Origin of the sequence: Helcobacillus massiliensis (genome assembly GCF_033106145.1) — a bacterium.
Classification (GTDB): Bacteria; Actinomycetota; Actinomycetes; order Actinomycetales; family Dermabacteraceae; genus Helcobacillus; species Helcobacillus massiliensis.
On record NZ_CP136959.1, the window covers coordinates 97420 to 118904 of the forward strand.

At 69.2% G+C, this 21485-nt stretch carries 21 protein-coding genes; 17 read left to right on the plus strand and 4 right to left on the minus strand.

Annotated features, from left to right (window positions below):
* Nucleotides 1-129: 129 nt before the first annotated feature.
* On the minus strand, nucleotides 130-909 hold the full coding sequence (locus tag R3I40_RS00470; protein ID WP_239376234.1) for a hypothetical protein: 780 nt from the start codon (nucleotides 907-909) through the stop codon (nucleotides 130-132).
* Nucleotides 910-973: 64 nt separating this feature from the next.
* Here R3I40_RS00470 and mshD point away from each other — a divergent pair, with 64 nt between their 5' ends.
* The 10 genes from mshD (at nucleotide 974) to R3I40_RS00520 (ending at nucleotide 11280) form a co-directional block, all read left to right on the plus strand.
* Nucleotides 974-1852 (plus strand): mycothiol synthase, encoded by an 879-nt coding sequence (mshD, locus tag R3I40_RS00475; RefSeq protein ID WP_285262022.1) that lies wholly within the window; start codon nucleotides 974-976, stop codon nucleotides 1850-1852.
* Between the two features lie 66 nt (nucleotides 1853-1918).
* Nucleotides 1919-2848, plus strand: coding sequence for an NUDIX hydrolase (locus tag R3I40_RS00480; protein WP_183376235.1), 930 nt, complete (start codon nucleotides 1919-1921; stop codon nucleotides 2846-2848).
* A gap of 136 nt (nucleotides 2849-2984) precedes the next feature.
* The gene (gene pstS / locus R3I40_RS00485) at nucleotides 2985-4088 is read left to right on the plus strand and encodes a phosphate ABC transporter substrate-binding protein PstS (protein WP_183376237.1); all 1104 of its coding nucleotides are present in this window, start codon (nucleotides 2985-2987) and stop codon (nucleotides 4086-4088) included.
* A 4-nt stretch (nucleotides 4089-4092) separates the two neighbouring features.
* The gene (pstC, locus tag R3I40_RS00490) at nucleotides 4093-5043 is read left to right on the plus strand and encodes a phosphate ABC transporter permease subunit PstC (RefSeq protein ID WP_183376239.1); all 951 of its coding nucleotides are present in this window, start codon (nucleotides 4093-4095) and stop codon (nucleotides 5041-5043) included.
* 10 nt (nucleotides 5044-5053) lie between these two features.
* The gene (gene pstA, locus R3I40_RS00495) at nucleotides 5054-6313 is read left to right on the plus strand and encodes a phosphate ABC transporter permease PstA (protein ID WP_239376228.1); all 1260 of its coding nucleotides are present in this window, start codon (nucleotides 5054-5056) and stop codon (nucleotides 6311-6313) included.
* Nucleotides 6314-6339: 26 nt separating this feature from the next.
* Nucleotides 6340-7119 carry a phosphate ABC transporter ATP-binding protein PstB gene (gene pstB, locus R3I40_RS00500; RefSeq protein ID WP_239376226.1) on the plus strand — a complete coding sequence of 260 codons (780 nt, stop codon included), beginning with the start codon at nucleotides 6340-6342 and terminating at the stop codon, nucleotides 7117-7119.
* A 181-nt stretch (nucleotides 7120-7300) separates the two neighbouring features.
* The gene (locus R3I40_RS00505) at nucleotides 7301-7627 is read left to right on the plus strand and encodes a rhodanese-like domain-containing protein (protein ID WP_183376243.1); all 327 of its coding nucleotides are present in this window, start codon (nucleotides 7301-7303) and stop codon (nucleotides 7625-7627) included.
* Nucleotides 7624-8352: an SDR family oxidoreductase gene (locus R3I40_RS00510; RefSeq protein ID WP_183376244.1), complete on the plus strand. Its 729-nt coding sequence runs from the start codon at nucleotides 7624-7626 to the stop codon at nucleotides 8350-8352. The genes R3I40_RS00505 and R3I40_RS00510 overlap by 4 nt, the downstream gene beginning before the upstream one ends.
* Before the next feature lie 113 nt (nucleotides 8353-8465).
* Nucleotides 8466-10088, plus strand: coding sequence for an MFS transporter (locus R3I40_RS00515; RefSeq protein WP_285262021.1), 1623 nt, complete (start codon nucleotides 8466-8468; stop codon nucleotides 10086-10088).
* Nucleotides 10089-10095: 7 nt separating this feature from the next.
* Nucleotides 10096-11280 carry an amidohydrolase gene (locus R3I40_RS00520; RefSeq protein WP_239376218.1) on the plus strand — a complete coding sequence of 395 codons (1185 nt, stop codon included), beginning with the start codon at nucleotides 10096-10098 and terminating at the stop codon, nucleotides 11278-11280.
* Between the two features lie 20 nt (nucleotides 11281-11300).
* On the opposite strand, the gene R3I40_RS00525 is transcribed toward R3I40_RS00520, so the two are convergent.
* Both R3I40_RS00525 and purB read right to left on the minus strand, forming a co-directional pair.
* A complete protein-coding gene (locus R3I40_RS00525) occupies nucleotides 11301-11594 on the minus strand; it encodes a metal-sensitive transcriptional regulator (protein WP_183376247.1) in 294 nt (97 codons plus the stop codon).
* The gene (gene purB, locus R3I40_RS00530; protein WP_285262020.1) at nucleotides 11587-12987 is read right to left on the minus strand and encodes an adenylosuccinate lyase; all 1401 of its coding nucleotides are present in this window, start codon (nucleotides 12985-12987) and stop codon (nucleotides 11587-11589) included. Before purB ends, R3I40_RS00525 begins: the two co-directional genes overlap by 8 nt.
* Before the next feature lie 41 nt (nucleotides 12988-13028).
* Here purB and R3I40_RS00535 point away from each other — a divergent pair, with 41 nt between their 5' ends.
* From R3I40_RS00535 to R3I40_RS00565, 7 genes are read left to right on the plus strand one after another with little or no spacing between them, the layout of a single operon-like run.
* Nucleotides 13029-14114 carry a histidinol-phosphate transaminase gene (locus R3I40_RS00535; RefSeq protein ID WP_285262019.1) on the plus strand — a complete coding sequence of 362 codons (1086 nt, stop codon included), beginning with the start codon at nucleotides 13029-13031 and terminating at the stop codon, nucleotides 14112-14114.
* Nucleotides 14111-15247, plus strand: a complete 1137-nt coding sequence (locus R3I40_RS00540) for a thiamine pyrophosphate-dependent dehydrogenase E1 component subunit alpha (protein ID WP_317700034.1) — start codon at nucleotides 14111-14113, stop codon at nucleotides 15245-15247. The genes R3I40_RS00535 and R3I40_RS00540 overlap by 4 nt, the downstream gene beginning before the upstream one ends.
* The gene (locus R3I40_RS00545; protein WP_285262017.1) at nucleotides 15247-16227 is read left to right on the plus strand and encodes an alpha-ketoacid dehydrogenase subunit beta; all 981 of its coding nucleotides are present in this window, start codon (nucleotides 15247-15249) and stop codon (nucleotides 16225-16227) included. The genes R3I40_RS00540 and R3I40_RS00545 overlap by 1 nt, the downstream gene beginning before the upstream one ends.
* A gap of 11 nt (nucleotides 16228-16238) precedes the next feature.
* A complete protein-coding gene (locus R3I40_RS00550; protein ID WP_285262016.1) occupies nucleotides 16239-17678 on the plus strand; it encodes a dihydrolipoamide acetyltransferase family protein in 1440 nt (479 codons plus the stop codon).
* 3 nt (nucleotides 17679-17681) lie between these two features.
* Nucleotides 17682-18197, plus strand: a complete 516-nt coding sequence (locus R3I40_RS00555; protein ID WP_183376259.1) for a fluoride efflux transporter FluC — start codon at nucleotides 17682-17684, stop codon at nucleotides 18195-18197.
* Nucleotides 18194-18577, plus strand: coding sequence for a fluoride efflux transporter FluC (locus tag R3I40_RS00560; RefSeq protein ID WP_239376208.1), 384 nt, complete (start codon nucleotides 18194-18196; stop codon nucleotides 18575-18577). Before R3I40_RS00555 ends, R3I40_RS00560 begins: the two co-directional genes overlap by 4 nt.
* A complete protein-coding gene (locus R3I40_RS00565) occupies nucleotides 18574-20262 on the plus strand; it encodes a CopD family protein (protein WP_239376206.1) in 1689 nt (562 codons plus the stop codon). The genes R3I40_RS00560 and R3I40_RS00565 overlap by 4 nt, the downstream gene beginning before the upstream one ends.
* Here R3I40_RS00565 and R3I40_RS00570 read toward each other — a convergent pair.
* A complete protein-coding gene (locus tag R3I40_RS00570; protein ID WP_183376265.1) occupies nucleotides 20220-21425 on the minus strand; it encodes an NAD(P)-binding domain-containing protein in 1206 nt (401 codons plus the stop codon). The genes R3I40_RS00565 and R3I40_RS00570 overlap by 43 nt on opposite strands.
* Between the last annotated feature and the right edge of the window lie 60 nt (nucleotides 21426-21485).

Sequence of the window (21485 nt, forward strand, 5' to 3'; positions counted from 1 at the left end):
GACAGACAGTGCTTGTTCCATGCCCGCCATCCTACGTCGTTGCTGCGCGCACCGCGATCAGCGCCGTCACCGCAGCGGACGCGTCGGACACGGCGGTGGGAGCATCGGCTGGGCAGGTGGGAAGGGCGCTCAGCCGAGGCCGAGCCACTGGATGCCGGCGCGCATGAACAGCAGCACCGCCACCCCGGCCACCGCCACGGGGGCGGCGCCGACGGCTGCGTACCCGGCGTTGTCGTACGCGGCGATGACGCGCACCATCAGATAGTGGGTGGACACGGCAACGCCCGCCACCACGGCCCCCATCGCCCCGCACAGAAGGATCGTGAGGATCGGAGAGGTGAACACGGTCGCCATCAGGGAGCACATCACGGCACCGGCGATGATTGAGCCCGGCACCCGCGCCTTCCCGCTGCCCGGCAGCGCCAGCACGGCGAGGCTGGCGCACAGCCCCAGGGTGAGGGAGGCGAACAGGGCGTCGGCGCGCCACGGCGACGCCTGCGCCAGGGAGAACGCCTGCAGCCAGGTCACGCACAGCAGGCTGAACAGGCAGCCCACCACCGTGCCGGACAGCGACAGGGTGAGGCGGTGACGGGAGGGCCGCAGCATTTCCCGCATGATGCACAGGAAGAACACGATCGCCATCACCACGGAGATCGGCACTTCGAGGCTCAGCTCCGTGTTCAGCAGCCAGCCCACCCCGAGGGCGGACAGGCCGGACGCTGCGATCAGAAAGGTCGCCGAACGGGGCGCCGGCAGCTCCAGCAGGCGCGGCCACCCCCAGGCGAGCAGGCCGATCGTCACGACGATCCCCGCGATCAGCAGTTCGCGCGCGAACAGCGTGGACAGCGTGGACAGGGAGAGGAGCAGCGCCAGGGCGCTCCCGAGGGGAGCCCGCACCTGCTGGACCATCGACGACCGCCGTTCTGCTCAGACAACTCGTTACAGTTGAGTGTAGTTCCGATGAGGAGGACCGATGACATCCGACGCCCTGGTCACCGAACTCGCGCCCGCCGAGGTGGACGCTGTGCGGGACCTTCTGCGGACAGCCGAGCAGGCCGACGGGGACGCCGCCCTCGACGAAGCGGCCCGCCTCGCCCTCAATCGTCCAGGCACCGCCCGCCACGGCCTCATCACCGGGGACGGCGGTGCTGCGCTCGGGTACGTCAGCCTGCTGGCCGACGGAACCGTGCAGGGCATGGTCCACCCCGATCACCGCCGGACGGGCCTCGGCTCCCGACTGCTCACCGCCGCCACCGCCCAGGCCGCGGCCGACGGCACCACCCCCGCCGTCTGGGTGCACGGCGGATCCGGCGATTCCCTCACCTTCCTGCGCAGCCGCGGATTCACCGCGGTGCGTGAGCTGCTGCAGATGCGCCGCGAGGCCGCACCGATCGAAGTCGTGGATCCGTCGGCCGCGGACATCGCCTTCGCCCCCTACGCCGGTGAGTGCGACCTCGACGACCTCGTCGCCGTCAACGCCCGCGCCTTCGCCGACCACCCCGAACAGGGGCGGCTCACCCGTGAGGACCTGCAGGCGCGCATGGCCGAGCCGTGGTTCAGAGCGGAGGACCTGCTGCTGGCCCGCAGCGCGAACGGCGACCTGCTCGGCTTCTCCTGGCTGAAGCGGGAGGACGGCGGGGTCGAGGTGTACGTGGTGGGTGTGGACCCGTCGGCCCAGGGGCAGAAGCTCGGAGCTGCACTCACCACCCGCGGCATCGCCGCAGCCGACGGCGCCGCGGTTGACCTCTTCGCCGACGGCGACAACGCGCCTGCGGTGACCATGTATGAGAAGCTCGGCTTCGCCGTGACGGGCCGGCACCTCCAGCTGATCCCTCACAGCAGCCGTTCCTGACAGTCAGATCGGCAGTCCGCAGGGGGAACATGGGCGCCGACATCACCAGCAAGCGAAAGCGAATCCGTGCCCTCCAAGATCGTTCTGGCCGCCGGTGCGCTCGTCTGGCGCGAGCACAACGGGTCCATCGAAGTTCTGCTCATCCATCGCCCCAGCTACAACGATTGGTCGATCCCCAAGGGCAAGTTGGACAAGCGCGAATCCTTCCCCGCCGCGGCCGTCCGCGAAGTGGAGGAGGAGACCGGCTATGCGATCCGCCTCCACCGGCCGCTGCCGTCCACCCAGTACAAGGTGGGCCGGAACACGAAGTTCGTCGCCTACTGGGTCGGCACGGTGCGTGCGCGCCGTCGCCCGGGACCGGTGAACCGCGGTGAAGTGGACCAGGTTCAGTGGATGAGCCTCGACGAAGCGCTCGCCCGCGCCACCGGCGAGCACGATCAGGAGCTGATCCGCACGTTCGCGAAGTCCGTCAGGAAGAACCAGCACCGGACGGCCGCGGTCATCGTGCAGCGCCACGCCTCTGCCCTGCCCCGCTCGAAGTGGCCCAGTGGTGAGGAGGCGAGTCGGCCGCTCACCAAGAAGGGTCGCAAACAGGCATCCGCGCTGCCGAATCTGATCTCCGCCTTCGACCCCTCCAGCGTCATCAGCTCCCCGTGGCAGCGCTGTCTGGACACGGTCATCCCGTACGCGGAGAGCGCCGGGCAGGACGTGGTGGTCAAGACCCAGCTCACCGAGGACAACCATTCCCGCCGGCCCTCCCAGGTGGCGGCGCTGGTGGCGCGCTCCCTGGAGCAGAGCGAGGCGACCCTCATCTGCACCCACCGCCCCGTGCTGCCGACCGTGTTCACCACGCTGCGCAACTGCGCGAAGAAGAAGGTGGCCGCGTCGTTCCCCGACGGGGACCCGTATCTGCTCTCAGGGGAGATGCTGGTTGCTCATGTGACCAGTGAGGGCAAGGTCATAGCGACCGAGAAACATATGCCTGACCTGGGCTGATTCCTCCAGGTTCCCTGAGTTCACCCAGTGTTCACCAACCGGAGCGCTGGAGGACACCTCGTCTCCGTACGTTGGGTCCGTCCCATTCGGGACCCCTGACCCCGTGCCGGACACCGCGTCCGGAAAGGAACGAGAAGTGAACGTTTTCTCCCGTAAGACCATTGCTGCGCTGGGTGCAGTCAGCGTCCTTGCTCTGTCCGCATGCGGCTCCGACGGCGGCAAGCCGGTCGACGGCGGCAAGGCCGACACCGGCAAGTCCGACTCCAAGCCGGTCTCCGGCAAGCTCGTGGGCTCCGGCGCCTCCTCCCAGGGCGGCGCACAGGACGCGTGGCTCGCCGGCTTCACCGCGCAGAACCCCGAAGCACAGGTCACCTACGACGCCACCGGCTCCGGCAAGGGCCGCGAGGCATTCCTCTCCAAGGCCTCCGACTTCGCCGGCACCGACGACTTCCTCGACGAGGAGGAGATGACCAAGGCGAAGGACCGCTGTGAGGGCGGCACCGCGATGAACATCCCGGTGTACATCTCCCCGATCGCCGTGGTCTACAACCTCGAGGGCGTGGACGACCTGCAGCTCTCCCCGGAGACCCTCGCCGGCATCTTCGCGGGCACCATCACCAAGTGGGACGACCCGAAGATCAAGGCTGACAACCCGGACGCCGAGCTCCCCTCCAAGCCGATCGTTCCGGTGCACCGCTCCGACAAGTCCGGCACCACCGGCAACTTCACCGACTACCTCTCCAAGGCTGCTCCGAACGAGTGGACCCACGGTGCGATCGAAGAGTGGTACGAGTCGGGCGGCCAGTCCGGTGACAAGACCGCCGGCATGATGTCCACCGTCAAGGGCGGCGACGGCACCATCGGCTACGCCGACGCCTCGCAGGCCAAGGACGTGGGCGTCGCCAAGATCAAGGTCGGCGAGAAGTTCGTCGAGCTGTCCGCTGAGGGCGCCGGCAAGACCGTCGACGACTCCAAGCCGGTCAAGGACGGCGACCTCGCCCTCGAGCTGAACCGCACCACCACCGCTGACGGCGCCTACCCGCTGGTCCTCGTCTCCTACATGGCTGTCTGCGACACCTACGACAGCCAGGAGAAGGCAGACCTCGTGAAGGCCTACGCCTCCTTCGTCATCTCCGAGCAGGGCCAGAAGGACGCCGAGAGCTCCTCCGGCAGCGCCCCGCTCCCCGCCGAGATGAGCAAGAAGGCGCAGGAGAACGTCGACAAGATCAAGGCTAAGTGACCCTGTGACCACCACCTCCCCTCAGAAGACGAACAGGACTCCGGTCCGCCTCGGCGACAGGATCTTCACCTCGCTGAGCGTGGGCTCGGGCCTGCTCATCTTCGCCGCGCTCCTGGCCGTCTTCCTGTTCCTGCTCGCGCAGAGCTGGGATGCGATCCGGGCCTCCACTGAAGTCATGGGCCAGTCCGGTGAGTTCTCCCTCGCGGAGTTCGTCGGCCCGCTGGTCTTCGGCACGGTGCTGGCGGCCGGACTCGCCCTTGTGATGGCAGTGCCCGTTGCCGTGGGCATCGCACTGTTCATCTCCCACTTCGCGCCGCGCAAGCTGGCGACGCCCATCGGATACGTGGTCGACCTGCTCGCAGCGGTCCCCTCCGTTGTGTTCGGTCTGTGGGGAGGTGTGTGGCTGGTCCCGAAGCTCGAGCCGGCGTTCCGATTCCTGCACGAGTCGCTGTTCACCCGCTGGTTCCCGATGTTCCAGGGCAGTGACCAGGAGGTCACCAGCCCCATGCGCAACGTCCTCGCCGCGGCGGTGGTGCTCGCCGTGATGATCCTGCCGATCATCACCGCCGTGTCGCGGGAGGTCTTCCTCCAGGTCCCCCGACTCAACGAAGAGGCCGCCCTTGCACTGGGCGCCACCCGCTGGGAGATGATCCGCACGGTGGTGCTGCCGTTCGGCCGCTCCGGCGTCGTGTCCGCCTCCATGCTCGGCCTCGGCCGTGCGCTCGGCGAGACCATGGCGGTCCTCATGGTGATGGCCCCGGGCCTCACCTACACCCTGCACGTGCTCGCCGTCGGCCAGCACTCGACGATCGCGTCCTACATTGCGGCGCAGAACGCCGAGTCCACCGGCCTGGACATGTCCAAGCTGATCTTCGCCGGCCTTGTGCTCTTCGTCATCACCTTCATCATCAACTTCATCGCACGCGCGATCGTCTCCGCGAGCAGCAAGAAGTAGGAGTTCGGATATGTCGTCTTCTGCAGTCATCAAGGACCAGGACCTCGTCCGTGGTCGCGCTGCTCAGCAGTCCCCGCGCCCGAAGGGCCCCCGTTCCGCCGCCGCTCGTGAAGAGCGCCGCCTGCCCTGGTACCACGCACTGATCACCGCCGGCATCGCCCTGGCGCTGTCCGTGGTGATCCTCGCCGGCGTCCAGGCGCTGGTGGGCCTCCTCCCGGAGGATCAGCAGGTCAATCTGGTGGGCCGGGACTTCTCGCCCTTCTCCCTCGCCTCCGTGCTGGTGTTCGGCTACGTGCTGCACCTCGCGGTCGCCTATGTCTACTCCCGACTGCGCGAGGGACGCCGCTGGGCGATGGACCGCGTGGTCACCCTCGTGGTCACCGGCGCCTTCGTGATCGCCATGATTCCGCTGGTCTCCCTGCTGACCGAGGTCGTTGCACGCGGCCTGCCCCGTCTGCTCACCCCGGGCTTCCTGACCGGCACCATGCAGGGCTTCACCGGCGGCGCCGACGGCGGCGGCATCCTCCATGCGATCGTCGGCACCGTCCTCATCACCCTGGGTGCGTCGATCATCTCGATTCCGATCGGCCTGTTCACCGCCGTGTTCCTGGTGGAGTACTCGAAGACCGGTGTGAAGCGGATGCTCGGCCGCGGCGTCACCTTCCTGGTGGACGTCATGACGGGCATCCCCTCGATCGTGGCCGGCCTGTTCGCCCTCGCCCTGTTCATCACCATCACCAATGACCCGGGCATCCGCTCCGGCCTGATGGGCTCTGTGGCCCTGTCGCTGCTGATGATCCCGACCGTGGTGCGCTCCAGCGAGGAGATGATCCGCCTCGTGCCGCACGACCTGCGCGAAGCAGCCCTCGCCCTCGGCGTGCCCCGCTGGATCGTGACCGTCCGCGTGGTGCTGCGCACCGCGATCGCCGGCCTCACCACCTCGGTCACCCTCGCCGTGGCCCGTGTCATCGGTGAGACCGCGCCCCTGATGTTCACCATCGGCGGTCTGACCCTGCTGAACGCGAACCTGTTCGAGGGTCGTATGGCGGCTCTGCCGCTGGTCATCAACGGCCAGTACGCCGCCGGTGCAGCACCGTGCTCCGGTGACACCGTGATCAACTACTTCACCCGCGCCGAGTACGCCTGCAACACCGGCATCAACCTCGAACGCGCTTGGGCCACTGCGCTGACGCTGATCATCCTGGTGATGGTGCTGAACGTGGTCGCCCGCCTCGTGTCCTACTACTTCGCCCCCAAGACGGGCCGCTGAGCATCCGGCTCAGGAAAGGAACCACTGTGTCCCTCCCCATTGAGATCGAGGACCTGAACGTCTTCTACGGCGACTTCCGCGCCGTGGACGGGGTCTCGATGACCATCGCTCCCAACAGCGTGACCGCGCTGATCGGCCCGTCGGGCTGCGGCAAGTCCACCTTCCTGCGGACCCTGAACCGCATGCACGAGGTCATCCCGGGCGCCTACGCCGAAGGCACCGTTAAGATCGACGGCCAGAACATCTACGGCCCGGGCGTCGACCCGGTGAACGTGCGCCGCCGCGTCGGCATGGTGTTCCAGAAGCCGAACCCGTTCCCCACGATGTCGATCGCGGAGAACGTCCTGGCCGGCGTGAAGCTGAACAACAAGCGCGTCTCCCGCGCTGAGGCGGACCAGATCGTGGAGGAGTCGCTGCGCGGCGCCAACCTGTGGGAAGAGGTCAAGAACCGCCTGAACAAGCCGGGCGGCGGCCTCTCCGGTGGTCAGCAGCAGCGCCTCTGCATCGCCCGCACCATCGCGGTGAAGCCGGAGGTCGTCCTCATGGACGAGCCGGCGTCCGCGCTCGACCCGATCTCCACCCTCGCCATCGAGGACCTGATCGGTGAGCTGAAGAAGGACTACACGATCGTGATCGTCACGCACAACATGCAGCAGGCTGCGCGCGTGAGCGACAAGACCGGCTTCTTCAACATCGCCGGCACCGGCACGCCCGGCAAGCTCATCGAATACGACGACACCAACACGATCTTCAACTCCCCGGCCAACAAGCAGACCGAGGACTACGTCTCCGGCCGCTTCGGCTGATCGGCCACCGCAGACCGACGGGTCCCTCCAGCCGTCGGGACCGCAGGGCACCAGCGGTCCCCGCGTGATGGAGGCGACACCGTACAGGGAGAGCCCCGCCCGGCACAGCATGTGCTCGGCGGGGCTCTCCGCATTCGTCGGTCCCCTCGCCTCCCACAGGGCCCGCCCGTACACTCGAGGTATGAGCTTCGAATCCGTCGGCCCCACTGAAGTGCCTGAGAACGCCCATCTGATCGACGTGCGCGAGGACCAGGAGTGGGCCGCTGGGCATGCTCCCAACGCCCAGCACATCGCCGCCTCCGGTCTCCTGGAGAACCTCGACCAGCTGCCCGAGGACGGCGACCTCTACATCATCTGCCGCTCCGGCGGCCGCAGCGCCCAAGTGACCCAGTGGCTGAACCAGAACGGATTCGACGCCATCAACGTCACCGGCGGCATGGACCAGTGGTTCATGGCTGACCTCCCTCTCGTCAGCGATGACGACTCGCGAGAGCCGTACGTGCTGTGAGCCGCTACCTGATCACCGGGGCGAGCCGCGGCATCGGCCTCGCGATCGCCCGTGTCCTCCACCCCCACCACGACCTCATCCTCACCGCTCGCTGCGCTGACGGCCTGGATGCCGCCGCCCAGGAGCTGTGCGCCGGTGACAGCCGCGGCGGCAAGGTCCGCAAGCGCGTCGCCGCCGGAGGATCCGTCGAGACCCTCCCGCTCGACCTCTCCGACCCTGACTCCATTCCAGGGGCCGTCGACGGCATCGACGGTCCCATCGACGGGGTCATCCACTCCGCTGGTGTGCTGGTGTCCGGGACCGTCGCGGATCTGACGGCGTCGGACTGGCAGCGCTCCCTCACCCTCAACGTGACCGCGCCGGCGGTGCTGACCGCGGCGCTGCTGCCGCGCCTGCGGGAGAGCCGCGGGTCGGTGGTGCTGATCAACTCCGGCAGCGGCTTCACGGCCGGTGCGGGCGGCGGTGCCTACAGCGCCTCGAAGTTCGCGCTGCGCGCCTTCGCCGATTCGCTGCGCGCGGAAGAGCGGGAGAACGGGGTGCGGGTCATCAGCGTGCACCCCGGCCGTGTCGATACGGATATGCAGCGGCAGCTGCGGTCCTTCGAAGAGGGGGAGTACGAGGCGGAGAAGTACATGCGGCCGGAGTCGGTCGCTGCGGTCGTCGCCTCGACCCTGGCGATGGGGCCGGACGCCACCATCGAATCGGTCAGCGTCCGCCCCGCCTGAGGCCGTCGGTCTGCGCGGGGGTGGGGCGCTGAGGCGGGGTCGGAGGTCCCGGGCGCGCGGGTTTAGGATGAGGGCTGTTATCTTTCTGTGACCTGAACCGCTCGGAGGCCTCTATGAGCTCAACCCCATCCCATCGACGGGCATCCGCCGCCTCCCGCGGCCCGGGCGCCGACCATGCCGACGGGTCTGCCCCTTCGGGCACCGCCCGCGCTGACGGTCCCCGCCGCGCGCGCCGGGCCGCTGAGGCCAGCGCCACGGAGGGCATCCCGCGGGCCGACGGGTTCCGCGCCACTGACTCGTGGCTGTTCGGCGCAGTCCTCGCGGTCCTCACCTTCTGGCTGTTCGCCCAGACCCTCGTCAACGTCAAGCCCGACATCGAGGCGGAGCTCGGCACCGCCACCACCATCACGAACCTCGCCGTCTCCATCACGGCCCTGTTCTCCGGCATCTTCGTAGTCCTCGCCGGCTCCCTCGCCGACCGGCTCGGCCGGGCCACCATCCTGAAGTTCGGCCTCCTGCTCAGCATCATCGGCTCCGGTCTGATCGCGGGCACTCCCGTCAACGCGGGCGGCCTCACCACGTCCATGCTGCTCGGCGGCCGCATCATCCAGGGCCTGTCCATCGCGGCGATCATGCCCGCCGTCCTCGCGCTCATCAGCACCTTCTACGAGGGCGCGGCGCGTCAGCGCGCCGTGTCGTTCTTCTCCATCGGCACCTTCGGCGGCTCGGCCCTCACCTCGATCGTGGGCGGCGTCGTCGCCTCCGCCATCGGGTGGCGGTTCATCTTCATCGCGTCGATCCTGGCGGCGGCGCTGTCGCTGTACCTGGTGCGGAAGACCCCGAACGTGAAGGCGGAGTTCGACGAGGCGAAGGGCTACCCGGCCTTCGACTGGGGCGGCTTCCTCACCTTCATGATCGCGCTGGTGGCGATCAACGTGTACATCTCGCAGGGCAAGCTGATCGGCTGGACGTCCTGGATCGGCATCCTGCTGCTCGTGGTGTTCGCCGTGTTCGCGGTCGCCTTCATCCTGTGGGAGAACAAGCGGCGCGGCCTCGCCCCGTTCATCGACCTGGGCCTGTTCAGCAACAAGCGGTTCTTCGGCCCCACCCTCGCGAACTTCCTCGTCAACATGGGTGTGGCGGTCCTGCTCGTCACCCAGACACTCGCGCAGAAGGGCGCGGGCATGAGCGCCCTGCAGGCTTCCCTGCTGACCCTCGGCTACATGATCGCGATCTTCCTCGTGATCCGCGTGGGGGAGAAGCTGCTGCGCCGCTTCGGCCCGAAGAAGCCGATGCTCTGGGGGCTCGGCATCGTCGCCATCGGCACGGCCCTCAACACACTCACGTTCGTGCCGCAGACTCCGTACCTGGTGTTCGCCTTCATCGGCTTCACCTGCTTCGGCATGGGACTGGGCTTCTTCGCCACGCCGGCGACGGATGCCGCGATCTCCTCGGTGCCGAAGTCGCAGACCGGTGCCGCGTCCGGCATCTTCAAGATGGGTTCCTCCCTCGGTGGCGCCATCGGCATCGCGATCGCGGCGGCGCTCATGGTCGCCGGGTCCGGTGTCGCGATCCAGACCGTGCAGGAATGGGGCTTCTTCACCGGGTGGACCGCTGAGGCGGGCCCGCTGCGCTTCGGCGCGTTCCTCGGCAACCTCTTCGTCGTCATCATGATGGTCGTGGCCCTGGTCGCCACCGTCATCACCGTTCCCGCCGGTCAAGAAACCAAGGAGTGAACCCCGCATGTCTCTGATCACGCCGTTCGAATCCGCCCTCACCGAGCGCACCGACCTGGAGGAGCTGTACAAGCACTTCCACCGCCACCCCGAACTGTCGATGCAGGAGGAGAGGACCGCGGAGCGCATCGAACAGGAGCTGCGGGCGCTCGGCCTGCAGCCGCAGCGCATCGGCGGGGGAGTGGTCGCCGTCATCGAGAACGGTGACGGACCCGTGGTGCTCACCCGCGCCGACTTCGACGCCCTGCCCGTCACGGAGGACACGGGGCTGGAGTACTCCTCGGAGGCCGACGGGGTCATGCATGCCTGCGGGCACGACTTCCACACCACCGCGCTGATCGGCGCGGCACGGGATCTCGTGGATGACCGCGACTCCTGGTCCGGCACGGTGATCGCCCTGTTCCAACCGGGTGAGGAGACCGCGGAGGGCGCCGCCGCCATGGTGGCGGACGGCCTCGCGGATGCTGTCCCCGCACCGGATGTGGCCCTGGCGCAGCACGTGATGCCGGCGAAGGCCGGGCACATCGGCACCGCCGTGGGTCCGATCCTGTCGCAGGGTGATTCGGTGAGGGTGACGATCCACGGGAAGGGGTCGCACGGGTCGATGCCGCATCTGGCGATCGATCCGGTGGTGATCGCGTCCTCGATCGTGGTGCGGCTGCAGTCGATCGTGGGTCGTGAGGTGCCGCCGAACGAGTTCTCCGTGGTGACCGTCGGTGCGATCAACTCGGGCACGAAGTCGAACATCATCCCGGATTCGGCCCAGCTGCTGCTGAACCTGCGGCACTACGAGCCGGCGGTCCGGGACCGCGTGGTCGCCTCCCTGGAGCGGATCGTCAGGGCCGAATGCGCGGCCGGCGGCTGCGAGAAGGACCCGGAGATCGAGTTCTACGACCAGTTCCCGCTCACCACGAACGACGAGGACCTCACTCGGGTCGTCACCGATGCGTTCATCGCCGAGTTCGGTGAGGAGAAGGTCGGCACACAGGTGCCGGTGACGGCGTCGGAGGACTTCTCCCGCATCCCCGATGCGCTCGGGGCGCCGTACACGTATTGGACGGTGGGTGGTTTCGAGGAACCCGACGGGGCTCCCGCGAACCATTCGCCGTTCTTCGCGCCGGTTCTGCAGCCCACCCTCGATGTGATGGTTCAGGCGCAGATCACTGCGGTGCGAGCGTTCGTCGGGAAGTAGTCATTCAGCGCCGCGGTGCGTCACATGAGACGGCGCATCGCGGCGAGGACCTCATCGAGCTTCTCCTCGATGACGGCGCTGTCCTCGGACGCGACCGCGTCATGCACACAGTGGTGCATATGGTCCTCCACGAGGGCGAGGGAGACGGACTCCAGCGCCTTCGTGGTGGCGGCGATCTGCGTGAGCACGTCGATGCAGTAGGTGTCCTCGTCCACCATGCGGTGCAGTCCCCGCACCTGGCCCTCGATCCTCTTGAGGCGGGCCAGGTACTTGGACTTCGCATCGTGGTAGCCGGGGCCCACCTCGTCAGCCATCGAGGTGCTCCAGGATCCGCGGCGCCAGCCCGATGTAGGCGGCGGGCGTCAGCTCCAGCAGACGCGCCTGCTCCTCCTCCGGCAGACCGAGTCCCATGATGAACTCCCGCATCGCCTCACCGTCCACACGGTGACCGCGGGTCAGCTCCTTCAGTCGCTCGTACGGCTGATCCATGCCCTCCACGCCCTGCACACCGAGGGTGCGCATCACCGACTGGACGGCTTCACCGAGCACCTCCCAGTTCTGGTCGAGATCGGTGAGCATCTGCTCGGTGTCCACATCCAGGCCCTTCAGGCCGCGCTCGATGTTGGAGATGGCGAGCAGGGAGTGGCCGAACGCCGGCGCAATGTTGCGCTGCGTGGTGGAGTCCGTCAGGTCGCGCTGCAGGCGGGAGGTGACGAGGGTCTGCGCCAGGACGTCGAACAGAGCGCCGGAGATCTCCAGGTTCGCCTCCGCATTCTCGAAGCGGATCGGGTTCACCTTGTGCGGCATCGTGGAGGAGCCGGTGCCGCCCTGGGCGGACAGACGCTGACGGAAGTAGCCGAGCGAGATGTACGTCCAGATGTCGGTGGCGAGGTTGTGCAGGATGCGGCCGGCGCGGGCCACATCGGAGAACAGCTCCGCCTGCCAGTCATGCGACTCGATCTGGGTGGTGACGGGGTTCCAGGTGAGGCCGAGGTGCTCCACGAACGTGCGGGAGACCTCCTGCCAATCGGTGCCCGGCACGGACACGGCGTGCGCGGCGTAGGTGCCGGTGGCGCCGTTGATCTTGCCGAGGATCTCGTCGGCCTCGATGCGGCGGGCCTGGCGCTGGAGGCGGTAGGCGAACACCGCGATCTCCTTGCCGAGGGTGGTGGGAGTGGCGGGCTGGCCGTGGGTGCGGGACAGCATCGGCGCGTCCTGGCAGGAGCGGGCCAGCTCCTCGAGGTCAGCGATGATGCCCTTGAGGGCCGGCAGCCACACGTCCTGCACGGCGCCCTTGACCATGAGGGCGTAGGAGAGGTTGTTGATGTCCTCGGAGGTGCAGAAGATGTGCACGATCTCAGCGAGGTCCTCCAGGCTGGTGCCGGTCAGGCGCCGCTTGATGTAGTACTCCACGGCCTTGACGTCGTGCACGGTCTCGCGTTCGATCTCGGCGTGCTCGCGGATGCCGTCGGCCCCGAAGCCCTCCGGGATGGAGCGGAGCAGGGCGCGCTCCTCATCGGTGAGGAGGCGCAGGCCGGGAATGGCCTCGCTGTCCAGGAGGTGGATCATCCATTCGGTCTCCACGATGATGCGCGCACGGTTGAGGGCGGCTTCGGAGAGGTGGTCCACGAGCGGGGCGACCTGCGGGCGGTAGCGTCCGTCGAGCGGGGTCAGGGCAATGGGCGGCTGAATGTCCGAAAGATGCATGGGTCCATCATCTCATGGCGGCAGTGCCTAGAATCGGCCCCATGACTGAGGAGATGACACGCATACGCGCCTGCCTGGAGGGCATCCCCGCCTACGTCCCCGGGAAGCCCGCCCCCGCCGAATCGGCGAAGCTCTCGAGCAACGAATCGCCGTTCCCGCCGCTGCCGGCGATGCGGGACGCTGTCGTCGCCGAGGTCGACGGCCTCAACCGCTACCCCGACGCCGCTTCCGTCGCCCTGCGCACCGCCCTCGCCGAGAAGCACGGTGTGGACTGGACGCAGATCCACGTCTCCACCGGTGCCTCCTCCGTGCTCGGGGAGATCCTCCGCGCCGTCGCCGGCGCCGGTGACGAGGTCGTGTTCCCGTGGCGGTCCTTCGAGCTGTACCCGATCATCGTGCAGTCCCACGGCTGCGACCAGGTCCGCGTCCCGCTCACCGAGGACCACCGCGTGGACCTCGACGCGATCGCGGACGCGATCACCGATCGCACCCGCCTGGTGTTCCTGTGCACGCCGAACAACCCGTCCGGTAGCTGCGCCACCACCGAGGAGCTGCGGTCCTTCCTGCAGAGGATCCCGTCGGACATCGCGGTCTGCCTCGACGAGGCGTACGGCGAGTTCGCCGGCGACCTCCACCCCGATGCGGACGCCCTGTTCCGCGAGTTCGGCAACGTGGTGCGGCTGAAGACGTTCTCGAAGGTGCACGGCATCGCGGGGCTGCGCCTCGGCTACGCCATTGCCCACCCGAAGCTCGCCGCAGCCCTGGGCCTGGTGACGATGCCGTTCGCGGCGAACACCCTCGCGCAGGCCGCGGCCGTCGCCGCTCTCGAGCCCGCTGCTGCCGCTGAGCTGCAGGAACGGGTCGAGTTCGTCATCGCTGAGCGCCAGCGCATCGTGGAAGCGCTGGAGCTGGACCTCCCGGCCTGCGGCGGCAACTTCGTGTTCCTCCCGCTGGCGGAGCGGTCGGGTGAGTTCGCGGACTTCGCGCGGGAGCGCGGCCTCGTCGTCCGCGCCTACGGGACCGACGGGGCCCGCATCAGCATCGGCACCGCCGAGGAGAACGACCGGACGATCGCGGTGGTCGGCGAATGGTTCGCCTCAGCGCCCTCCGATAGTCTCATTCCGTGACTGTTTTTCGAACGAGCATCCCGCAGGCCCCGCAGGAGGAGCCCACGCTCCGCCTCCTGGAGGCCGACGGGACCCGGCATCCGCACGAGGAGCTGGATGCGGCCATCGCCGATGTGACCGCTGAGCAGATGCGCGGCTTCTACCGGGACATGGTGATGATCCGCGCCGCCGATCTCGAGGCGACGAACCTGCAGCGGCAGGGGCAGCTGGGCCTGTGGGCGAGCGCCCTGGGGCAGGAGGGCGCCCAGATCGGCGCCGGTCACGCCTGCCGCCCCCACGACTACCTGGTCCCCACGTACCGGGAGCACGGCATCGCGTGGGCGCGCGGCATCGAACCGTGGCGCCTGCTGGAGATGTTCCGCGGCGTCAGCCACCTCGGCTGGGATCCGAAGGCGCTGAAGACGCACCCGTACATGATCGTGCTCGGCTCGCAGGTGCCGCAGGGCGTCGGTTACGCCATGGGCATCAAACGCGACGGCCTCGTGGACACCGGCGACCCGGACAAGGACACGGCCGTGCTCACCCTGTTCGGCGACGGCGCGTCCTCCGAAGGCGAAGTGTCCGAGGGGTTCACGTGGGCGGCGTCGTTCCAGACCCCGACCGTGTTCTTCACCCAGAACAACCAGTGGGCGATCTCCGTGCCCACGTCCGTGCAGACCCGGGTGCCGCTCGCGCAGCGCTCCCGCGGGTGGGGGATCCCGTCGGCCCGCGTGGACGGCAACGACGTGCTCGGTGTCCTCGCCGCCACCCGCATCGCCATGGATGCGGCCCGCTCCGGCGGCGGCCCCCGCTTCATCGAAGCGCTCACGTACCGCATGGCGGCGCACACCACCAGTGATGACGCCACCCGTTACCGGCCCTCCGAGGAGGAGGAGTCGTGGCGGCAGAAGGACCCGATCAAGCGCCTGGGCGCCCACCTCGACTCCCTGGACGAGATCGATGACGACTTCGTGAAGTCCTGCGAGGCGGAGGGCCACAACCTCGCGATGGAGCTGCACCACCACATCCATGCGCTGCCGGACCCGGACCCGCGGGAGATGTTCGAGTACGTCTACGCCGAACCGCACCCCCTGATCGAGGAGGAGCGCGCCCAGTTCGAGGCGTTCCAGGCCCAGTTCGAGGAGGACGAGTGATGGTCGAGAAGCTCCCCATCGCCAAGGCGATCGGCCTCGGCCTGCGCGATGCCATGCGCGCCGACGACAAGGTCCTCATCATGGGCGAGGACGTGGGCCGCCTCGGCGGTGTCTTCCGCGTCACCGACGGCCTGTTCGACGAGTTCGGCGGCGACCGCGTGGTCGACACCCCGCTGAGCGAAGCGAGCATCATCGGCACCGCGATCGGGCTGGCGTTCCGCGGCTACCGCGCGAACTGCGAGATCCAGTTCGACGGCTTCGTGTTCCCCGCGTTCAACCAGATCACCACGCAGCTGGCGAAGATGCACAACCGCACCGAGGGCCGTGTGCGGGTCCCCGTGGTCATCCGCATCCCCTACGGCGGCGCGATCGGTGCGGTCGAGCACCATTCGGAGTCGCCGGAGGCGTACTTCACGCACACGGCGGGGCTGCGCGTCATCACCCCGTCCACCGCGAACGACGCCTACTGGATGACCCGCCAGGCCATCGAATGCGAGGACCCCGTCATCGTGTTCGAACCCAAGCGCCACTACTGGCTGCGCGGCGAGGTCGACCTCGACCATGCCCCGGAGGAGTCGGCGTTCCAGGCACGCATCGCCCGCCCCGGTGAGGACGCCACCGTGGTCGCGTGGGGGCCGACGGTCTCCACCGCCTTGGAAGCGGCCGCGCTCGCCGAGGAGGAGGGCCGCAGTGTGGAGGTGATCGACCTGCGGTCGCTGAACCCCATCGACATGCCCACCGTCATCGAGTCCGTGCAGCGGACGGGCCGGCTCGTGGTGGTCCATGAGGCGCCGGTGTTCGGCGGACTCGGCGGTGAGATCGCCGCGCGCGTCACCGAGCAGTGCTTCTACCACCTGGAGGCGCCCGTGCAGCGCGTGGGCGGCTACTCCACGCCCTACCCGCCGGCACGGATGGAGCGCCACTACCTGCCGGACGCCGAACGCGTCCTCGACGCCGTCACCGCAAGCTTCGCGTACTGAGAGGGACCGCTATGAGCGACATCGTCACCGTTCAGCTGAACGACCCGGGCGAAGGCCTGACCGAGGCCGAGATCATCGAGATCCGCGTCCAGGTGGGCGACCGGGTCGAGATCAACGACCCCATCGTCACGGTGGAGACCGCGAAGAGCGCGGTGGAGCTGCCCTCGCACGTGGCGGGCACCGTCGCTGCGATCCACGTCGCCGTCGGCCAGGAGGTCCCCGTCGGCGATCCGCTGCTGGACATCGACACCAGCGGGGGAGGGGCCGACGGATCCGCCCCCGCCAGCAGTGCCGACGCCTCGGCCGCCGACGCTGACGCCGGCTCCGCAGCTGGCGCCGTCGCTGGTGAGGCCCCTGCGGGTGCGCAGGCCGCCGCCGAGACCGGCGGTGACGACGCGGCCGCCGCAGCGGAGGAGCCGAAGACCCTCGTCGGGTACGGCGCCGCCGCTCCCACCGCCCGCCGGCGCCGCCGCACCGCCCCCAGCGGTGATGACCAGAAGCAGGTGCCGATCGACCGCATCCTCGCCAAACCGCCCGTGCGGAAGATGGCGAAGGACCTCGGCGTGGCGCTGCACGACGTCCTCGCCACCGGTCCCGGCGGCACCGTCACCCGCGCGGACGTCCTCGCTGCCAGCCAGCGCGCCCTCGACGGCGACTTCTTCCCCGATGACGCCCCGCAGGCCCCCGAGGACCTGTCCGGGTCGATGAAGGCGCCCCGCAGTCAGCCGTTCCCCGGCGTCACCAGCGACGACTCCACCACCCGCGTCCCGATCCGGTCGGTCCGCAAGCGCACTGCTGAAGCCATGGTGTCCTCCGCGTTCACCGCGCCGCACGTCACTGTGTTCAACGAAGTGGACATGACCGAGACGATGGAGCTGATCGCTCAGCTGAAGGCGTCCCGCGAATGGTCCGACATCCACATCTCCCCGCTCGCGGTCCTCGCCCGCGCCGTGCTCGTGGCGATCCGCCGCAACCCGGAGGTCAACGCCTCCTGGGACGAGGACGCGCAGGAGATCGTCTACAAGCACTTCGTGAACCTCGGCATCGCCGCCGCCACCCCGCGCGGCCTCATCGTGCCGAACATCAAGGATGCGCACCTGATGACCCTGAAGGAGCTGGCGCAGTCCATCACGGAGCTCGCGCAGACCGCCCGCGCCGGCAAGACCACGCTGTCCGCCACCCGCGGCGGCACCATCACCATCACGAACTTCGGTGTGTTCGGCATCGACTCCGGCACCCCGATCCTCAACCCCGGGGAGTCGGTGATCGTCGGCTTCGGTGCGATCAAGGAGAAGCCGTGGGTGGTGGACGGCCGGATCGAGCCCCGGAGGATCTGTCAGCTCGCCGTCAGCTTCGACCACCGCCTCATCGACGGTGCGCTCGGCTCCGAACTGCTGCGCGACATCTCCGCCGTCCTCGAACGCCCCCAGCTGGGCCTGGTCTGGGGCTGAGGCATGACCGAACGGTCGTCACGCCGCTCCGACCTGATGCACACGGCGGAGTTCCACGCCGTCACCAGCGCGGACCTCGCCGATGACCGCCCCGCCGAGGCGCCCGAACCCGGCGCTGGGCTGACCGCCCTGCTCGTCGGCGTCGGCGGTGCCCTCGGCGCCGCGATGCGCTGGTCCCTCGAACTGCTCTACCCGTTCTCCGTCACGCCGACGCTCGCGGAGATCCCCGTCGCGACCCTCAGCGCGAATGTCATCGGCTGCCTGGTCGCCGGCCTCATCGCCGGTGTCCTGGACGCGCGCCCCGACACCCCCGGGTGGGTGCGGCCGCTGACAGTCGTCGGGTTCTGCGGCGGCTTCACCTCCCTGTCCACGTTCATCATCGGCGTCGGCTCCATCATCGGCGGTCACGCCGCCCTGGTGGCACTGGAGTACGCGTTCCTCACCGTCGGCCTGGTCGTCCTCTCGGTCGTGTTCGGCTTCGTCGTGGGCCGCGCCGGAGCGAAGAGGAGGGTCGCATGATGCCCCTGGCGATGGTCATGCTCGGCGGCGGCCTCGGCGCGCTCGCCCGCTGGTCGCTCACTCTCATCGACCGCGACACCGACGATGAGCGCATCCTGCTCGACTTCCCGTGGGCGACGTTCAGCGCGAACGTCCTCGCCTCCTTCGTGCTCGGCGTGGTGGTGAGGATCCTCGGCTCCTCCACCGACCCGCTGAAGGAATCGCTCCTGCTGCTGCTCGCCACCGGCTTCTGCGGCGGCATGTCCACCATGAGCACGTTTGCGCTCGAGCTGCTGATGCTGGTGCGCCGCTCCTCCACCGTCACCGCTGTGGGGTACCTGACCCTGTCGATGGGCTGTGCGATGGCGGCGTTCTGGGTGGGCACTATGTTGGTCCCATGATCGTCCTCGCCGCCGCTCTGATCCTGGCGCTCGCCGTATCCGCGGCGGGCGCTCTGTTCGCCGAGGGCAGCGCCGCGGTCCTGTTCGACGCCGCCGGCCCCCTCACCCAGTACGGTCTGCCGCTGGTCGGCACCGTGGTGGACACCGCCATGCTGCTGGTGCTCGGCGGCTGCGTCCTCGCCGCGTGGATCCTGCCCGCTGCGGCACCCGTCGGCCCTCAGCGCACCCGCATCCTGCAGATCGTCGCCGGCGCCGCCGTCGTGTGGACCCTCGGGGACATCGCCCACCTGCTGCTGTCCTACTCCCTCGCCACCGGGCAGTCCCTCGGATCCGGCCGCTTCGGCTCCGACCTGCCGGTCTACCTCGCCTCCGACCTCGGCCGCTGGCTCATCGTCGGCATCCTCCTCGCTGCTGCCGCCAGCGTCACCGCCCTCACCGGCACCAGCCGCAGCACCGCCGTCATCACCGGCGCCCTCGCGGCCCTGGCCCTGTTCGGCAAGGCCATGACCGGCCACGCCTCCGGCGGCTCCGACCACGAGACCGCCACCAGCTCCCTGCTGTTCCACCTCGCCGCGGTCGCCGTCTGGGTGGGGCCACTGCTGCTCCTGCAGCTCATCCGCGTGGACGATGCCGCCCTGCGCGCCCGCATCATCCGGCGCTTCTCCGCCGTCGCCCTGATCGCCTGGACGGTCCTCGCCCTCTCCGGTGTGTGGGCGCTCTGGGTGCGGATCACCTCCGTCAACGACCTGGTGGCGGCCCCGTACGGGCAGCTCGCCACCGGCAAGATCCTGCTGCTGCTCGTGCTCGGGGCAGCCGGCTGGGGGCAGCGCCGCCTCATCGCCCAGCGGGCCGACGGGTTCATCGCCCTGGCCCGGCTCGAGGCCGTGCTGATGATGCTCGCGGTCGGCCTCGGCGCCGCCATGAGCTCCTCCCCGCCGCCCGCCCCCGAAGCGGAGGTCGTGCCCGGCCCGGCGGGCCTGCTCACCGGGTTCCCGCTGCCGCCGAACCCGCAGTGGGGGATCCTCACCGAGCTGCGGCCGGACGTGTTCGCGATCTTCACCGCCGGCATCCTCATCGCCGTATGGCTGTGGGCGGACCTTCCGCACCGCCGAACCCTCGTCACCGCAATGGTCCTGTTCGCGCTGATCCAGTCCAGCAGCATCGCCGTGTACGGCAAGGTCCTGTTCTCCGCGCACCTCATTCAGCACCTGGTGCTGCTGGCCGCCGTCGGCCTGCCCCTGTCGCGCCTGCTGCCGTCGGCGTGGATCGCACGGATCACCGGGCGGCGCCGCTGGGTCCTCACCGCGGCGCCGCTGGCGATCATGGTCCTCTGGTACCACTGGCCGGCCGCGCTGTGGGCAGCGCTGGACACCCACACCGCGCACCTGGCGATGGTCCTCTCCGCCGTCGTCGCCGGTGTCATCTGGGGCGCCGTGTCACGGGCATGGGCCCCGTCGGTCCTCATCCTCCCGGCGCTGTTCGCCGCATGGGGCTTCGCGCTCACCATCAGCGACCGCGTGCTCGCGCCCTCCTGGTTCGGCGCCACCGGCCGCACCTGGCTGGCCGACGCGCTCGCAGATCAGCGAAGCGCCGCACTGGCCCTCGTGACCGGTGCGGCGCTCATCGCGATCGTGCAGGTGCTTCAGCGGCGCACGCGGCCCCGCGCGAAGATCGACCGGGCCTGATCCAGGCCCTCCTCGAGGCCGGCGCGGGACGACGTCCGCACGCGCGCGAACTCCTCGGCTGCGGCCGGGTCGATCGCCTGGGCGCGCAGCTGCAGGGCAGCGATCTCCGCCTGCGACTGCAGCAGCGGGATCGTGCCCGTGGTGGCGCTGACCTGGCCGAGGACCGCAAGGTCTCCGCGGTCGCGGGGGAACGTGTCGAGGTACATGTCCGCGGTCAGCGCTGGGTCGATGACATCCACCCCGGCTTCGTGGCCGGTCGCGAACACGACCAGGTCGAACGACTCCAGCGGCAGGTGGCGGCCGTCGAGTGCGAGGGCGATGCGGTGGTCCCGCACCAGCGGCAGCAGCTCATCGGACACCACCGGTTCGGACTCCAGCAGCGGCGTGGACGGCAGCGGCAGACCCGCCGCCTCCTGGTCGCCCTGCAGAGCGGACACCGCCTTCGCCGCGATCTTCTCGTTGAGGCGGCCGAGGAACCCGGGCTTCGCCGAAGCGATCGCATCCGCCGGGACGGGGCCGATCGAGCGGGGCACCACCCAGCGGCGCTCCTCCCACAGCATCGTGATGCGGCGGTCCGGGTCTCCAGCGAGATCCACGGCGACATCGGCGGCGGACTGCGTGGAGCCCACCACGAGGACGCGACCCTCCGGGGTCTGCTCGGAGCCGGCGTAATCATCGGAGTGGATCCAGCGGACACCCGCGTCCTCCACATCCCAGCGCAGCTGGGTGGGCAGGATGCGGCGCGTCGACGCCCCGGTGGCGACGATGACCGCGCTGTACGGGCGGACCTCACCGGTGGAGAACTCCACCTCCCACAGCCCCTCCTTCAGCGAGCGAGCGGAGCGCACCTGCGTGTTCGGCTCGAACTCCTCGGACAGGTCCGCGTGCGCCACGAACGCCCGCAGGTACATGCCGTACTGCTCCGCGGTCGGGAACGTCGGGAAGGAGACGGGCATGCGCAGGCCGTCGAACTCCGTCATCGACTTCGAGGAGTGCATCCGCATGCCGGGCCATGCCGGGGCGTCGGGCGCCTCGGTGCACCACACGCCGCCCACCTGAGGGCGACCGTCGACCAGATCGAACGGGAGGCCGGCCCGCTTCAGATAGGACGCGGCGGCCAGGCCCGCGGGGCCGGCGCCGATCACGAGCGTCTTCTTGGGCATAGGGAAAACCTTCCGTGCAGAGGCTGAGCTGAAGCCATCCTAAACGGGCGCCCCTGTCAT

Bases quoted from the DNA above. Each gene is read 5' to 3' on its own strand.
- R3I40_RS00470 (WP_239376234.1), bottom strand. From the start codon at position 909: ATGGTCCAGCAGGTGCGGGCTCCCCTCGGGAGCGCCCTGGCGCTGCTC.
- mshD (WP_285262022.1), top strand. From the start codon at position 974: ATGACATCCGACGCCCTGGTCACCGAACTCGCGCCCGCCGAGGTGGAC.
- pstA (WP_239376228.1), top strand. From the start codon at position 5,054: ATGTCGTCTTCTGCAGTCATCAAGGACCAGGACCTCGTCCGTGGTCGC.
- R3I40_RS00505 (WP_183376243.1), top strand. From the start codon at position 7,301: ATGAGCTTCGAATCCGTCGGCCCCACTGAAGTGCCTGAGAACGCCCAT.
- R3I40_RS00515 (WP_285262021.1), top strand. From the start codon at position 8,466: ATGAGCTCAACCCCATCCCATCGACGGGCATCCGCCGCCTCCCGCGGC.
- R3I40_RS00520 (WP_239376218.1), top strand. From the start codon at position 10,096: ATGTCTCTGATCACGCCGTTCGAATCCGCCCTCACCGAGCGCACCGAC.
- R3I40_RS00525 (WP_183376247.1), bottom strand. From the start codon at position 11,594: ATGGCTGACGAGGTGGGCCCCGGCTACCACGATGCGAAGTCCAAGTAC.
- purB (WP_285262020.1), bottom strand. From the start codon at position 12,987: ATGCATCTTTCGGACATTCAGCCGCCCATTGCCCTGACCCCGCTCGAC.
- R3I40_RS00535 (WP_285262019.1), top strand. From the start codon at position 13,029: ATGACTGAGGAGATGACACGCATACGCGCCTGCCTGGAGGGCATCCCC.
- R3I40_RS00545 (WP_285262017.1), top strand. From the start codon at position 15,247: ATGGTCGAGAAGCTCCCCATCGCCAAGGCGATCGGCCTCGGCCTGCGC.
- R3I40_RS00550 (WP_285262016.1), top strand. From the start codon at position 16,239: ATGAGCGACATCGTCACCGTTCAGCTGAACGACCCGGGCGAAGGCCTG.
- R3I40_RS00555 (WP_183376259.1), top strand. From the start codon at position 17,682: ATGACCGAACGGTCGTCACGCCGCTCCGACCTGATGCACACGGCGGAG.
- R3I40_RS00560 (WP_239376208.1), top strand. From the start codon at position 18,194: ATGATGCCCCTGGCGATGGTCATGCTCGGCGGCGGCCTCGGCGCGCTC.
- R3I40_RS00565 (WP_239376206.1), top strand. From the start codon at position 18,574: ATGATCGTCCTCGCCGCCGCTCTGATCCTGGCGCTCGCCGTATCCGCG.
- R3I40_RS00570 (WP_183376265.1), bottom strand. From the start codon at position 21,425: ATGCCCAAGAAGACGCTCGTGATCGGCGCCGGCCCCGCGGGCCTGGCC.